This is a genomic window from Bradyrhizobium sp. Ken51 (assembly GCF_055807435.1).
On the sequence record NZ_JBVVPB010000003.1, the window covers coordinates 201,799 to 215,619 of the forward strand.

Genomic DNA, 13,821 nt, shown 5'->3' on the forward strand with positions numbered 1-13,821 from the left:
TGAACCGGAATACGGTACGAAGCAATCGAGCCGGACCTGCCGGTCCCCACCTCGCTGCCCGCAGGGTTAAGACATGTTCCAGAGCAGATCTCATCTTTTCGCTTGGCAGGATGGTTGCGATTCCGGACAATGACGACACATAAGAGCCGCCCGATCGGCCGAATCAATGTGTTGAGGCCTGTGCCGGGCTTGTTGGATCGTGCGGCGCCGAGGGCGAAGCCTGATTACCAAGGGACGAAGCCTGACACCAAGGGACGAAGCCTGAGAAGATGACCCGGTTTGACGGCGACAAGTCGCCAGCCTTCGAGATCGTTGAGCCCGCGCAATGGCGCGCGCCGCTTATCTTCAACTCGCCCCATTCCGGCTCGACCTATCCGGACGAATTCCTCAGCGCCTCCAGGATCGACCTGCCGACGCTGCGGCGTTCCGAAGATTCCTTCATGGACGAGCTAATCGGCCATCTCAGCGAGCGCGGCTTTCCGACCGTGCGGGTCAACTTTCCGCGCTCCTATGTCGACGTCAATCGTGAGCCCTATGAGCTCGATCCCCGGATGTTCACCGGGCGCCTGCCGAGCTTTGCCAACACCCGCTCGATGCGGGTGGCGGGCGGGCTCGGCACCATTCCGCGCGTGGTCGGCGACGGCCAGGAGATCTATCGCGAACGTATCCTGGTCGACGATGCGCTGGGACGGATCGAGACGCTGTACAAGCCCTATCATCGCGCGCTGCGCCGGCTGATCAACAAGGTGCACCAGATGTTCGGCACCGTCGTGCTGGTCGACTGCCATTCGATGCCCTCGGTCGGCGTCTCCCGCGACGAGCCGCGCCGGCCCGACATCGTGATCGGCGACCGCTACGGCACCAGCTGCACGCCGCTATTGCCCGACCGGGTCGAGGAGACCATGGCCGGGCTCGGCTATTCGATCGGCCGTAACAAGCCCTATGCCGGCGGCTTCATCACCGAGCATTACGGCAACCCGGCCAGCGGCCTGCATGCCGTGCAGCTCGAGCTCAACCGCGCGATCTACATGGACGAGCGGCGGCGCGAGCGCAGCCCGCGCTTTGCGCAAGTGGCGTCGGACTTCGGCGTGCTCGCCGACGTGCTGGCGACCACGGTCCCGTTCGGCGATCTCGGCCCGTTCCAAGCCGCAGCGGAATAGGCGCGACGTTTTCTTCGAACAGATTGTGTTGGGTGCGATCAGCGCGAGCGCGTTTCGCGGCGCGCATTGAAATGAAAGCCGACGCTGAAAGACATTAGAGGCTGAAAGAAAAAAGGGCCGCTTCTAATGAAGAAGCGGCCCAAGTCTAGGGAGGAAACGCCCAAGGAGGGCAGCAGTAACGCGAGAAGCGCTACCGCACCGCAACAATATGCGGCCGCGACGCACAAAGTGCAAGGGCTTTCGAGCGGTTTCCCATGCAATGAGGACATAGCTCGGTTGCTTCCAGAGAAACCCAGATTCAGTTCCTTTGATAAGGAAATTCAATGGGTTGATAGTCATTTGCATACGAACGAGGCAGATCCGGAACTAAGGTTTCAACTCAATGATCGATATTTGCCCAGCGGGTGGTCTTTGACGAGGCGAACGCTTCCCGCATCCAAAATACCAGGGTGCAAAAGCAAGACAGCGCTGCACGATCCTTCCGATTTGAGCTAGGCAGGAGCGAGCTTCACCCGACTTTCGCTTTTTGAGGATACGCCGTGACGGTGATCGATTTCTCCGCCTTCATCGGACGGCTCGCCACCGCCTCCGGCGAAACCATCCTGCCGTTCTTCCGCACCTCGCTGTCGATCGAGGACAAGAGCAAGACCAAAGATTTCGACCCCGTGACCGAGGCCGACCGCGCCGCGGAGGCGGTGATGCGGCGTCTGATCAAGGCCAACTTTCCCCAGCACGGCATTGTCGGCGAGGAATTCGGCAACGAGCGCGAGGATTCGGACTACGTCTGGGTGCTCGATCCCATCGACGGCACCAAATCCTTCATCGGCGGCTTTCCGATCTGGGGCACGCTGATCGCGCTCCTGCACAAGGGCACGCCGGTATACGGCATGATGCACCAGCCCTTCATCGGCGAACGCTTTTCCGGCGACAGCGGCTCAGCTCATTATAAAGGCCCCTCCGGCGAGCGCCGGCTCCAGGTCCGGCGCTGTACTTCGCTGTCGGAGGCGACGACCTACACCACCAGCCCGCTGCTGATGAACGAGCGCGACCGCGCCATCTTCGGCCGCATCGAGAAGGGCGCGCGGCTGTCGCGCTATGGCGGCGACTGCTACTCCTATTGCATGCTGGCGGCGGGTCACGTCGATCTCGTGGTCGAGACCGAGCTGAAGCCTTACGACATCGCAGCCCTGATCCCGATCGTGACCGGCGCCGGCGGCGTCGTCACCACCTGGGAAGGCAAGCCGGCGCAGGGCGGCGGCCGCATCATCGCAGCCGGCGACGCCAGGGTTCACGAAGAAGCACTGAAACTGCTCAACGGATAAGCGATACAGGAGCCTGCATGACCAACCCGCGCACGCTCCTTCTCGCGGCGTTGCTTCTGTTTCCGACGCTCGCCTCCGCCCAGAATTTCCCGACCAAGCCAATCAAGCTGATCGTGCCGTTCCCGGCTGGCGGCCCCAACGACATCATCGCGCGAGTGATCGGCCAGCGCATGTCGGAGCTATCAGGGCAGCCGGTGCTGATCGACAATCGCGGCGGCCAGGGCGGCGTGCTCGGGACCGATGCCGTCTCCAAGGCTGCACCTGACGGCTACACCATCGCGATCTCCAGCGCTGGCGCGCTGGCGATCAGCCCGAGCATGGAGCGGGTCGCCTACGATACGCTGAACGACCTCACGCCGGTGACTCTGGTTGCGACCGTGCCGGAAATGCTCGTTGTCGCCACCAACATCCCAGCAAAGGACATCGCGGAATTGACCGCGCTCGCCAAGGCGCAGCCGGGAAAACTCAACTTCGCCTCCTCCGGACCCGGCAGCCTGCCGCATCTCGCCGGTGAATTGTTCAAGCTGACGGCGAAGATCGACATCGTGCACGTGCCCTATCGCGGCGCGGCGCCGGCCGTGAACGATCTGCTGGGCCAGCAGGTGCAGATGACGTTTCTGGATCTCCCCGTGCTGCTGCCGCAGGTCAAGGCGGGCGCCCTGCGACCGATCGCGGTCGGCTCGGCCGAGCGCTCGCCGACGGCGCCTGACGTGCCGACCACGGCCGAAGCCGGCTTTCCTGATCTCCGCATCGAGAACTGGTATGGCATGGTCGCGCCAAAGGGCACGCCGAAGGAGATCGTCACCGCGCTGCATGATCTGGCCACGAAGGCGATGGCGGATACTGCGGTGAAGGAAAAGCTCGCCGCCCAGGGCGCAACCCTGGTCGGCGATGAACCGGAGCATTTTCGCACATTCATCGCGGACGAGATGAAGAAATGGGCGAAGGTGATCAAGGACGCAGGCGTGGAGACTGCGAAGTAGCGCAGAACTCACACAGCCGCAGCCCGCAGATGCTCCACCAGCATCTTGGCCGGGCGCGGCAGCGTCTTGAAGCTTCGCGCGCAGATCACGAGTTTGCGGTTGGCCCAGCTATCGCGCAGGCGGACCATGGCGAGCGGCATCAGCTTTGCGCAGCGGCGGGCGGCAGCTTCGGGCACCAGCGCGACGCCGACATCGGCGGCGACCATCTGGCAGATCGCATCGAAGTCGCGCAGGCGCGCGCGGTAATGCGGCCGCATGCCGAGCCGCGCCGCGTGCTTCGAAATATGCACCTGAAGCGCGGTGGCGCTGGTGAGCCCGACGAAGTCGCAAGCGCCCGCCTCCTGGAAATCGATCGCGCGGCGGCCGGCGAACGGGCCGCGCCTAGACGTCACCAGCGTCAGGCGATCCTCGCTGAAGGCGAAGCGCTCGATATGATCGGGCAGCGCGTGCTCGGCGGCGAATCCGAGATCGGCCGCGCCCGCAGTGATCGCGGCCGCGATGTCGGTGCTCTCGCGCTCCTCGATGTCGATGGCGACGTCGCGGTGCTCGCGCAGGAAGCCGGCGAGCGCCTTCGGCAGATGCTCCGAAAGGCCGGAGGTATTGGCGAGGAAGTGCACGCTCGCGCGCACGCCACTGGCAAAGCCAGCGAGATCGCCGCGCAGGGCGTCGATCTGGTGAATGACGAGACGGGCGTGATCGAGCAGGCTCTCGCCGGCCGAGGTCAACTCAACGCCGCGGCGCCCGCGCTTGAGCAGCGCGACGCCGAGCGCATCCTCCAGCCCTTTGATGCGCGCGCTGGCCGAGGCCAGGGCCAGATGCGACCGCTCCGCGCCGCGGGTGATACTGCGCTGGTCGGCGACCGCGATGAACAGTTGGAGGTCGACGAGGTCGAAGCGCATCCGGGTCCCTTCAGCCTTCGCTCCGAACGAAGGCTATCTCCGTAACCTACAGATTGTGCCGACGCGCGGCATCGGTCAATGTGCAGATATGATCGACCCGCTCCTCATTCTCATCGCCGCCGTTTTCCTGCTCGCCGGATTCGTCAAGGGCGTGGTCGGGCTCGGCCTGCCGACGGTTTCCATGGGCCTGCTCGCGGTGAGCATGGCGCCCAGCCGCGCGATCGCCATCGTGATCGTGCCCGCCATCGTCACCAACATCTGGCAGACTTTCGTCGGCCCCCATTTGCGCGACATCCTGAGGCGGCTGTGGCCGCTGATGATCGGCACCGTGATCGGGTGCTGGCTCAATGCCGGTGCGCTCACTGGCCCGCATGCGCGCTACGGCACGATCGTGCTCGGTATCCTGCTCGTCATCTACGCGATCATCGGGCTGAAAAAATTCCAGTTTCACGTCGCGCCAAAGAACGAGAAATGGGTTGGCGGCGTGGTCGGCGCGGTCACCGGCGTGATCTCGGCCTCGACCGGCGTGCAGGTGATCCCCTCGATGCCGTTCATGCAGGCGATCGGCATGGAGAAGGACGAGCTGGTGCAGGCGCTCGGCGTGTTCTTCACGACAGCGACACTGGCGCTCGCCTTCAACCTCACCGCGGGCGGATTGCTGACGCCGGCCAATGCAGTGCCGGGCGCTGTGGGCATGGCTTGCGCGTTTGCCGGCATGTACATCGGCCAAACGGTGCGGGCGCGGATGCCGGCGGAAGCGTTTCGCCGCTGGTTCCTGATCGCCATGATCCTGCTCGGCCTCTATCTCGCCGGCAGCGCGCTGCTGAAGGAATTCGCGTAAAAGAAGTTACCGCGTCTCCAGCATGGCGACGCGGACGCCGAGATAGACGAAGAGGCCGCCGAGGACACGGTTGACCCAGGCGACCGCGCCTTCGGAGCTCCGCAAGCGGTGGGCGGCCTTTGCCGCGAACGCCGCCAGCACCAGGCACCACAGCGTTCCCGTGCAGATGAAGATCAGACCGAGCGTCAGGAAGGCGAGCGGCTTGTGCGCCGAGTCGGCTGCGACGAATTGCGGCAGGAAGGCCAGGAAGAACAGCGCGACCTTGGGATTGAGCGCGTTGGTGAACACGCCCTGGAGGAAAACCCGCCGCAGCGAGCTGTGCACCGGCTCGTCGATGGCTGAGGCCAGCACCGGGCGCGACCACAGCATCTGAAGCCCGGTCACGACGAGATAGGCCGCGCCGACCAGCTTCAGGATCGAGAACGCGGTCGACGAAGCCATCAGCAGGGCCGAAAGGCCGATCGCGGCGCCCGCGACGTGGAAAAAGCAGCCGCAACTGATGCCCAGCGCCGCCGCGGCGCCACCTCGCCAGCCCAGCTGCATGCTGCGGCCGATCACATAGACCGTATCTGGCCCCGGCGTGATGTTGAGCAGCACGCCCGACAGGACGAAAAGCCAGATTTCGTGAATGCCCAGCATGTGTGACGTGCCTCCGCCGCCCAATCGTCGCCCCCAGAGCTCGGCTTAGTGGGTTCGCTCGTCGCCGTCCACCGCCGGGATTGCCGAGGATTTACCTCGAATTTGCAATGCGGATCATACTTTCGCTCGGCCTCATCTGCTCTATAAGGAATGCTTCTTGAATGCGGGGATTCGAGGCGACTGCCACGCCGTGGCCGGTCCTCGGTCTCTTCCAAGTCTCTTGCAAGTCTCTTGGAGCTCCGGAATGGAAAGACGTCTGGCTGCCATTGTCTGCGCCGATGTCGCCGGCTATTCGCGCATGATGGGCACCGACGAGGCCGGCACCCATGCCGCCTTCAAGGCCCATCGCAGCGCGATCCACCCCATCATCCTCAATCACGGCGGCCGCGTCGTCAAAAACACCGGCGACGGCTTCCTGCTGGAGTTCCCTTCGATCGTCGGCGCCACCGAGGCCGCGATCGCGATGCAGACGCTGATGGCGGAGCGCAATCACCATCTGCCCGCCGATCGCGCCATGCAGTTTCGCCTCGGCATCCATATGGGTGACGTCATCGCCGACGAGGACGAGGTCTTCGGTGACGATGTCAACATTGCCGTCCGCCTCGAAGCCGTGGCGAGCCCCGGCGGCTTCGCCATCTCGGCCAAGGCCTACAAGGAGGCCAGCAAGCATCTCACCGTGCCGCTGGTCGATGCCGGCAACCACCGCTTCAAGAACATCAAGGATCCGATCGGGGTCTGGACCTGGACGCCTGAGGGTGCACCGGCGCTTGCGCCCGCGCTGAGGGAGGCATCCGCCCTCTCGCAGCAGTATCGCACCGCGATCGTCGGCGTGCTGCCTTTCGCCAATCTCAGCGACGCACAGGACGAGTATTTCTCCGACGGCCTGACCGAGGATCTGATCCACGCGCTGTCGCTGCAATCCTTCTATCGCGTGCTGAGCCGCAACTCGACCTTCGCCTTCAAGGGCAACAACGTCAGCACCCGCCTGATCGCGCGGGAGATCGACGCTAGCTATCTGATCCAGGGTTCGGTGCGGCGTGCCGGAGCCAAGATCCGCGTCACCGCCGAGCTGATAGCGCCGGAGACCGGCGAGCAGCTCTGGACAGGCCGCTACGACCGCGACATTGGCGATCTCTTCGCGATGCAGGACGAGATCACCACCAACCTGTCCGCCGCCATCGCTACCGAGATCGTCCGGGCCGAGGCCTCGGCGCCGGCGCGGCTCTCGACCGACGTCACCGCCTGGGACCGCTTCCTCAAAGGGCTGTCGCACTATTATCGGCAAACCAAAGAAGACCTGGCCATCGCCGTCGACCTGTTCCGGGAGGCCATCAGGCTCGAGCCCAAGCTGTCGATTGCGCATGCCTATCTCGCCACGATCCAGATCCAGAGCATCCAGTTCGGCTGGGTCAAGGGCACGCGCGAGATGTGGGCCGAAGCGATGAAGCTTGCCGAAACCAGTGTCCGGCTCGACCCACGCTCGTCATTTGCGTTCTCGATTCTGTCCTGGACCCACGCGCTGGAGGGCCATTACGAGGCCGCGATGGACGCCGCCAAGCGCGCCGTCGCGCTCAACCCCTACGACAACGGCGCGCGCGGCGTGCTCGGCATCTGCCATTTCGCCATCGGCGAGCACCGCGAGGCGATCGAGCTGTTCTCGATGGCCGCACAGCGCGACAACAGCGATCCGCGCTACCAATGGGCCGCACTGAACGCCTTCAGCCATTATCTGCTGGGCCAATATGACGCGACCCTGTCATGGGCTCGAGAACAGCTCTACATCAACCCGAACCATTTGCAGGCGCTGGCGATCCGCGCCGCGGCGCTGGCGCAATTGGGGCGGGCCGACGAGGCGGTCGAGGCGACCCGCGTGCTCATGGGTAACTACCCGACTCTCAATGTCGACCGCCATTTGCGCAATTTCCACTGGAAGCGGCCCGAGGACCTCGCCCATTACCGCGCCGGACTCTTGAATGCGGGCGTGCCGCTCGGCAAACTGACCCTGGTCTCGAGCGACGTCAAACGCATCGCCGAATCCTGAGGGCCAGCCGCGGCCACGCGGCAATGTCCCCTCTGCCTTTATTGACACGACAGTGACTTCAGCCACACTCCACTACACGCTGAAGTAGTATAACGTGTTGTCGGTTTGTCAGGACTTTCCGCGCTCTATCGCCGCGTCTTTATTTCACGATTCGCCGTTTTCAGGATTTTGGGCCATGCATGACTCCGCTCCGAAGCCCCCCTTCGACCCCTCGATCCAGGTCTCGCCGAACAATCCCTGTCCATTCCTGCGCGGCCTCGTCGGCGAAGGGTTTGTTGACGGCGGAACCGTCCCGCTCGGCACGCTGTCGCAAACGATCGCGAATGCTAGCGGCGAGACCGGGCTGAAGAATGTCTCCGCCCGCATCCAGGTCCGCGGCGTCGCGCTCATCGCCAACGGTCTCGGTCACATCCTGAAGAGCATATTTTCGGGCGCGCAGCTCGACGCGTTGCGTGGCGGCCCCCTCGACAAGCGCGGTGCCGGCTCGCGAGTCCTCGGCGTCGACGGCAAGGTCGACGAAGACGAGCTCGCGCGGCTTGCGAGCTTCGGCCGGAACTACCAGGATCCGAACGGCGGCGGCTCCGAGCCGGGTCTCAACGCCTCGGAAATCGGCGTCTTCATGCGCGACAACCTCAAGCGCGCCGGCAGCGCCGTGCGCTGGTACTACCCCCTGCTGATGAAGTTCGAATGGCCGATCCTCCTGAAGATCGTGGGCAAGGGCGCGGGTGAGGACCGCTATCTCAGCGTGGCCGACGTGCGCACTCTGTTCAACGAGCGGCAATTCCCTGCTCGCATCAACCAGCGGCTCGAATCGCAGCCGGTGCTGTCGACCTGCCAGCGCGTGGTGCGGGGCGCGCTCAAGATTACGGCCCTGCTCGTCGCCCTCGGTCTCGCCTTGCTCGTTGCGGTCGCCGAATTCCCCGACCAGGTGCGCGCCATGCTGCCGCAAAAGGGAATTCTCGTGAATCTCCTGCCGCCCCCCTTGCCCACGGCCCCCGAGACGAAAGCGGCCTATTGGCTCGAGCAAAACTGGTCGCTGAAGGACAGGCACTGGTTTCACCATGCCAGCCAGGGCACCGCGACCTTCCCGGTGCCCTATGAATGGTTCATGGCCCTGGAGCAGCCGCGCCTGCATCTGTTCTCGCGGCCGGGCATGATGACGGACAGCGCCTATCTCGAGCGCTTCGGGTTCATCCCGAGCCCGCAGTCGATCCAGACCGACGCGACGTCACTGCGCCGCTTCGGCTACGCCAATGTCTACGAGACGACGCAGGTGCCGGACTGGTCGACCAGATGGACGCCGGCGGAGAACGTCGACGGCCTGCCGGTCGGCTTTGCACGAATGACCGGGGTCAGCGATCCCGCGACCGGTCGTCGCGAAGAGGACAAGATCGGGCTGACCTGCGCGGCCTGCCATACCGGCCAGATTCATTACCAGGGCGTCGACGTGCGTTTCGACGGTGGGCCGGCCATGACCGACCTGAAGAAGCTCGAGCTCTCCACCGGCCTGTCGATCGCCTACACGCTTTACGTGCCATTCCGCTTCCAGCGCTTCGCCGATCGCGTGCTCGGCCTCGATGCCAGCAAGGCTGACCGCGACGCGCTCAAGCAGAAGCTCAGCGCGATCGGCAACTTCCTGATCGACTGGGCGCAAACCCAGCAAAAGACGATTGAAGGCAAGAAGACCTGGAACGGCAGGCAGCAGAGTGACACCGAGGAAGGGTTCGGTCGCCTCGACGCTCTCAATCGCATCGGCAACCAGGTCTTTTCGCAGGATCTCGCGCTGAGCGGGATCAAGGGATTCGAGAAGAACCTGCACGCCCAGGACGCCCCGGTCAGCTATCCCCCGATCTGGACCGTGCCCTGGTTCAAGTTCGCCCAGTACGACGCCTCGATCGAGCAGCCGCTGATCCGCAACGCCGGCGAAGCCCTCGGCGTGACAGCGCTGCTCAACCTGTCCGACGCCTATCCGGAGGACAGGCTGTGGCGCTCCTCGGTCCATATCAACACGCTCGGCTGGATCGAGGACATGCTCAGGGGGCCAGATCCGTTCAAGACGGCAGATCCCTCCACCGGTCCGAAGTTCGGCGGCCTGCTTGCGCCGAAATGGCCCTCGCAGATCCTTGGCGACAATTGGAGGCTCGATCAGAAGAAGGTCGACAATGGCCGCAAGATCTACGCCGAGATGTGCTCCGGCTGCCATCTGCCGGCGATCGACACCCCGGCTTTCTGGTCGTCGAGACATTGGGAGCCGAGCGGCGACAGCAAGGTGCTGAACGCGGTGACGATTCCCCTCGACGAGATCAAGACGGATCCCGAACAGTCGCTCGTGCTCAGCAACAGGATCGTCGATGTGCCCGGCTTCCTGAAGGTGAATACGGCCGACCTCCAGAAATGGTGGCAATGCGACGTCTCGACCGCGAGCTCGCCGACTGAGATGGTGTATGCGCTCGGGCTCATGACTGTGGTGGATCTCGTCGCCCGCAAATGGATGGACGACGAGAAGACTCCGGACGCCGAGCGGGCGAAATTGTGGAATCTCGCGCGCAAGAACTGCCTCAATCCGGTGGGGGGAGCGCGCTATCGGGCACGGCCGCTGAACGGCATCTGGGCAACGGCGCCCTATCTGCACAACGGTTCGGTGCCGTCTCTCTACTGGCTGCTGAAGCCTGCAAGCGAGCGCCCGCAAAAATTCTGCATGGGCCGCCGCGACTATGATCCCGTGACCGTCGGCTTTGCGGTCACCGCCGACGAGAAGTGCAAGACGGGTGAAACCGAGTTCTCCGCGGGGTCGGAGAAGGATCCGATCCAGGGCAACAGCGTGCTCGGCCATTCCTTCGAGCGCAAGCCGGGTGAGGAAAAACGTCCGGGCGTCATCGGCCGCGTGTTCAAGGACGACAACGAGCGCTACGACCTGATCGAGTACCTGAAGACGCTGTAGTGGGTGATGCTACTTCCTCGTCATGGCCGGGCTTGTCCCGGCCATCCGCGATCTTCGTCACGGCGCGAAGAACGTGGATGCCCGGGACAAGCCCGGGCATGACGGCGTGTGGTCGCAGGGAAGCATCGCTCCCCCTCACTTGAACAGCGGCGTGCCCGGTACGAAGGCGTCGAAGGCTGCCCAGAATTGGGAACGGTAGCGGTCCTGCTCCTGGAGAATCTCGTGCTTGGCGCCGGCGATCACGAGATGGGAGCCGGCGCGTAAATGATAGGCGAACTCCTCGATCGCCGCGATCGAGACCACGGTGTCGCCGGAGGCCGCCAGCATCAGGATCGGCTGACGGATCTCGGACGGGTAGTTTTTGCCCCTGAAAGTGTGCATCGCGCGGAAGGCGGTATCGGCCCAGGCGATCGTCGGTGACGCGAGCCCGAGGGTCGGATCCTCCTCCAGGATCGCGGCATTGCGCGCATAGCGCACGGGATCGCTGGTCAGCGGATTGTTAATGAAGGGATTGAGCCCGGTGATCTGGTCGCTGCCGCCGGGGACATAGCGGCCGCCCGTCCCTAACACCCGCATCGTCTTCAGCAGAGCCCGCGCCGGAAACGAGGTGGCGCGGCCGGGCAGGTCGATCATCGGCGCAGACAGCACCATACGGTCGAACCAGCGCTTGCCCGCATGCGCAACCCGCAGCATCACCGTGCCGCCCATGGAGTGGGCAAGCGCGAAGAAAGGCGGCGGGCAATCCGGCAGCACCACCTGCTGCACGAAGGTCTCGACGTCGATCTCGAAATCGGCGAAGTCGCGAACATAGCCCTTGCGCGGATCGCGCAGGCGGCGCGAGGAGTGGCCCTGCCCGCGCCAGTCGATCATCGCCACCGCAAAGCCGCGGTCGCGCAAATCGCGCACGGTCTCGAAATACTTTTCGATCTGCTCACTGCGTCCGGTGAAGACGCAGACGGTGCCCTTGCGGTTCGCCGGCGGCGCCCAGCGCGCAAAGCGCAGCTCGACGCCATCAGGGGTTTTGATGGTGCCGCTGACGACGTCTTCGGGAACGGGATTGGATGGTATCGAGACCAGCGTCATGATGGGGAAGGCTTGGGCACGAAGTGCTGCAAATCAGGGGGCGGGAGCGCCGAAAAGGCCAAGTATCCGCCCTCTTGAACGCCGTTCTCCTCAACCCATATCACCTTGGTGCAGGCCGCTACCAGTGTTTCGGAACCGGAACATCAGGCTGCACACAGACGAAAGCCCGGCCCGATTGGCGGGCGGGTTACTCAAACAGTCGCTCAACGGAGGACTTGACCATGCGTACCTACGACCTGACCCCCTTCTACCGTTCCACCGTCGGCTTCGACCGCCTCTTCAACCTGCTCGACCAGGCCGGTTCGGACGGCAGCCCCGGTTATCCCCCCTACAATATCGAGCGCACCGGCGAGAACGACTACCGCATCACCGTTGCGGTTTCGGGCTTTGCCAAGGATGAGCTCTCCATCGTCGCGAAGGAAAACACGCTGACGATCAAGGGCGAGAAAGTCGCCAACGAGAACTCGAAGGCCGAAGTGCTGTACCGCGGCATCGCGGCGCGTGCGTTCGAGCGCGCCTTCCAGCTTGCTGACTTCGTGCAAGTGAAGAACGCCTCGCTTGAGAACGGCCTGCTTCACGTCGACCTCGTCCGTGAGATTCCCGAGGCGAAGAAGCCGCGCCAGATCGCGATCAACACCGGCGCGCAGGGCGCACAGGTGATCGAGAACTCGGTAGCTGCGTAAATCACTCACGCCACTTCCAGGTTGTAAAAACGCCCCGGTGCCCCGGGGCGTTTTTTTGTTTGTTCGGCTCTCTTCGTCCCCACGAAACCAGGAAATCCTACTGCGAGACCTAGAATCGTGCGGGGACGGAATACCAAACGAGGGATCCGCCATACCTTCCCTGCGATGATGGTCTCGGCCTTTGCCAGGACGTCAGCGATTGTTGGACTGCGTTGCTGGAGTGTCCCGCCGCATCACAGAGCGGTGAATTGGCGTAACGCCGTCGCCCCGCGCGTCGTCCTTTGGCTATCGAACCCAAAACAAGACGGAGAACGATCATGACTTTCTGGCGCAGCTTTTTCGTCGCCGCGAGCCTGCTGGCGGCCCCTCTCAGCCTCGCTCATGCGCAGACGCCGCAGACCGTAAAGGCCAAGAACGTCGTGCTGGTGCACGGCGCCTGGGCCGACGGCTCGAGCTGGTCGGAAGTGATCCCGATCCTCCAGGCCGCAGGGCTCAACGTAACCGCCGTGCAGAATCCGCTGTCGTCGCTTGCGGATTCCGTCGAAGCCACCAAGCGCGTGCTGGCCGAACAGGATGGTCCGACCGTGCTGGTCGCGCATTCCTGGGGCGGCACCGTGATCAGCCAGGTCGGCACCGACCCGAAGGTTACCGGCCTCGTCTATGTCGCCGCACGTGCGCCCGATGCCAACGAGGATTTCGTCGCGCTGTCGAAGCAATTCCCGACCGGCCCCGTGCGTGCCGGCATCATCGAGCGCGACGGTTACACAAAACTCTCGGAAGACGCCTTCCTGAAGTATTTCGCCAATGGCGTGAAGCCGGAGCAGGCCAAGGAGCTCTACGCCGTGCAATGGCCGACCGCCGCCTCGATCTTCGCCGGTCGCACCACCGAGGCGGCATGGCGCTCCAAGCCGAGCTGGTACGCGGTGTCGAAGAACGACTACACCATCAATCCCGATCTCGAACGCTTCCTCGCCAAGCGCATGAACGCAACCACGATCGAGCTCGACGCCGGCCACCTCTCGCTGGTGTCGCATCCGAAGGAGGTGGCGAATTTGATCCTGGAAGCGGCGGGGTACGGCCGGAGCTGAGTGGCGCTTGTCACAGATGCAAAAGGCGCCTGAGTTCTCAGGCGCCTTTTGTTTGCTCCACTCTCTCCCCAATGTCGTCCTGGCGAAGGCCAGGACCCATTACCACAAGGGGATGTTTGGCGAAGATTAGTCATCCGGTAC

The 13,821-nt window shown here is 63.9% G+C and carries 11 protein-coding genes; 8 read left to right on the forward strand and 3 right to left on the reverse strand.

Annotated features, from left to right (window positions below; genetic code table 11):
• Positions 1 to 269: 269 nt before the first annotated feature.
• From AC0L27_RS07955 to AC0L27_RS07965, 3 genes are all read left to right on the forward strand, one after another.
• Positions 270 to 1,160 carry an N-formylglutamate amidohydrolase gene (locus AC0L27_RS07955; RefSeq protein WP_354208308.1) on the forward strand — a complete coding sequence of 297 codons (891 nt, stop codon included), beginning with the start codon at positions 270 to 272 and terminating at the stop codon, positions 1,158 to 1,160.
• Positions 1,161 to 1,699: 539 nt separating this feature from the next.
• Positions 1,700 to 2,482, forward strand: a complete 783-nt coding sequence (hisN, locus tag AC0L27_RS07960; protein ID WP_275171017.1) for a histidinol-phosphatase — start codon at positions 1,700 to 1,702, stop codon at positions 2,480 to 2,482.
• A gap of 17 nt (positions 2,483 to 2,499) precedes the next feature.
• A complete protein-coding gene (locus AC0L27_RS07965) occupies positions 2,500 to 3,465 on the forward strand; it encodes a Bug family tripartite tricarboxylate transporter substrate binding protein (protein ID WP_354208309.1) in 966 nt (321 codons plus the stop codon).
• A gap of 8 nt (positions 3,466 to 3,473) precedes the next feature.
• Here the strand turns inward: AC0L27_RS07965 and AC0L27_RS07970 are convergent, their stop codons facing one another.
• Positions 3,474 to 4,364, reverse strand: coding sequence for a LysR substrate-binding domain-containing protein (locus AC0L27_RS07970; RefSeq protein ID WP_473318550.1), 891 nt, complete (start codon positions 4,362 to 4,364; stop codon positions 3,474 to 3,476).
• An 88-nt stretch (positions 4,365 to 4,452) separates the two neighbouring features.
• Here AC0L27_RS07970 and AC0L27_RS07975 point away from each other — a divergent pair, with 88 nt between their 5' ends.
• Complete coding sequence (locus tag AC0L27_RS07975) at positions 4,453 to 5,205, forward strand: sulfite exporter TauE/SafE family protein (RefSeq protein WP_354208311.1); 753 nt, start codon at positions 4,453 to 4,455, stop codon at positions 5,203 to 5,205.
• Positions 5,206 to 5,211: 6 nt separating this feature from the next.
• Here the strand turns inward: AC0L27_RS07975 and AC0L27_RS07980 are convergent, their stop codons facing one another.
• Positions 5,212 to 5,844, reverse strand: coding sequence for a LysE family translocator (locus tag AC0L27_RS07980; protein ID WP_354208312.1), 633 nt, complete (start codon positions 5,842 to 5,844; stop codon positions 5,212 to 5,214).
• A 244-nt stretch (positions 5,845 to 6,088) separates the two neighbouring features.
• On the opposite strand from AC0L27_RS07980, the gene AC0L27_RS07985 reads away from it, so the two are divergent.
• Together AC0L27_RS07985 and AC0L27_RS07990 are read left to right on the forward strand one after the other, a co-directional pair.
• Positions 6,089 to 7,885 carry an adenylate/guanylate cyclase domain-containing protein gene (locus AC0L27_RS07985; RefSeq protein WP_354208313.1) on the forward strand — a complete coding sequence of 599 codons (1,797 nt, stop codon included), beginning with the start codon at positions 6,089 to 6,091 and terminating at the stop codon, positions 7,883 to 7,885.
• 175 nt (positions 7,886 to 8,060) lie between these two features.
• Positions 8,061 to 10,826: a di-heme-cytochrome C peroxidase gene (locus AC0L27_RS07990; protein WP_354208314.1), complete on the forward strand. Its 2,766-nt coding sequence runs from the start codon at positions 8,061 to 8,063 to the stop codon at positions 10,824 to 10,826.
• Between the two features lie 135 nt (positions 10,827 to 10,961).
• On the opposite strand, the gene AC0L27_RS07995 is transcribed toward AC0L27_RS07990, so the two are convergent.
• Complete coding sequence (locus AC0L27_RS07995) at positions 10,962 to 11,909, reverse strand: alpha/beta hydrolase (protein ID WP_354208315.1); 948 nt, start codon at positions 11,907 to 11,909, stop codon at positions 10,962 to 10,964.
• Between the two features lie 221 nt (positions 11,910 to 12,130).
• Here AC0L27_RS07995 and AC0L27_RS08000 point away from each other — a divergent pair, with 221 nt between their 5' ends.
• Positions 12,131 to 12,592, forward strand: coding sequence for an Hsp20 family protein (locus AC0L27_RS08000; RefSeq protein ID WP_007597127.1), 462 nt, complete (start codon positions 12,131 to 12,133; stop codon positions 12,590 to 12,592).
• A 317-nt stretch (positions 12,593 to 12,909) separates the two neighbouring features.
• Positions 12,910 to 13,680 (forward strand): alpha/beta fold hydrolase, encoded by a 771-nt coding sequence (locus tag AC0L27_RS08005; RefSeq protein WP_354208316.1) that lies wholly within the window; start codon positions 12,910 to 12,912, stop codon positions 13,678 to 13,680.
• Positions 13,681 to 13,821 lie beyond the last annotated feature (141 nt).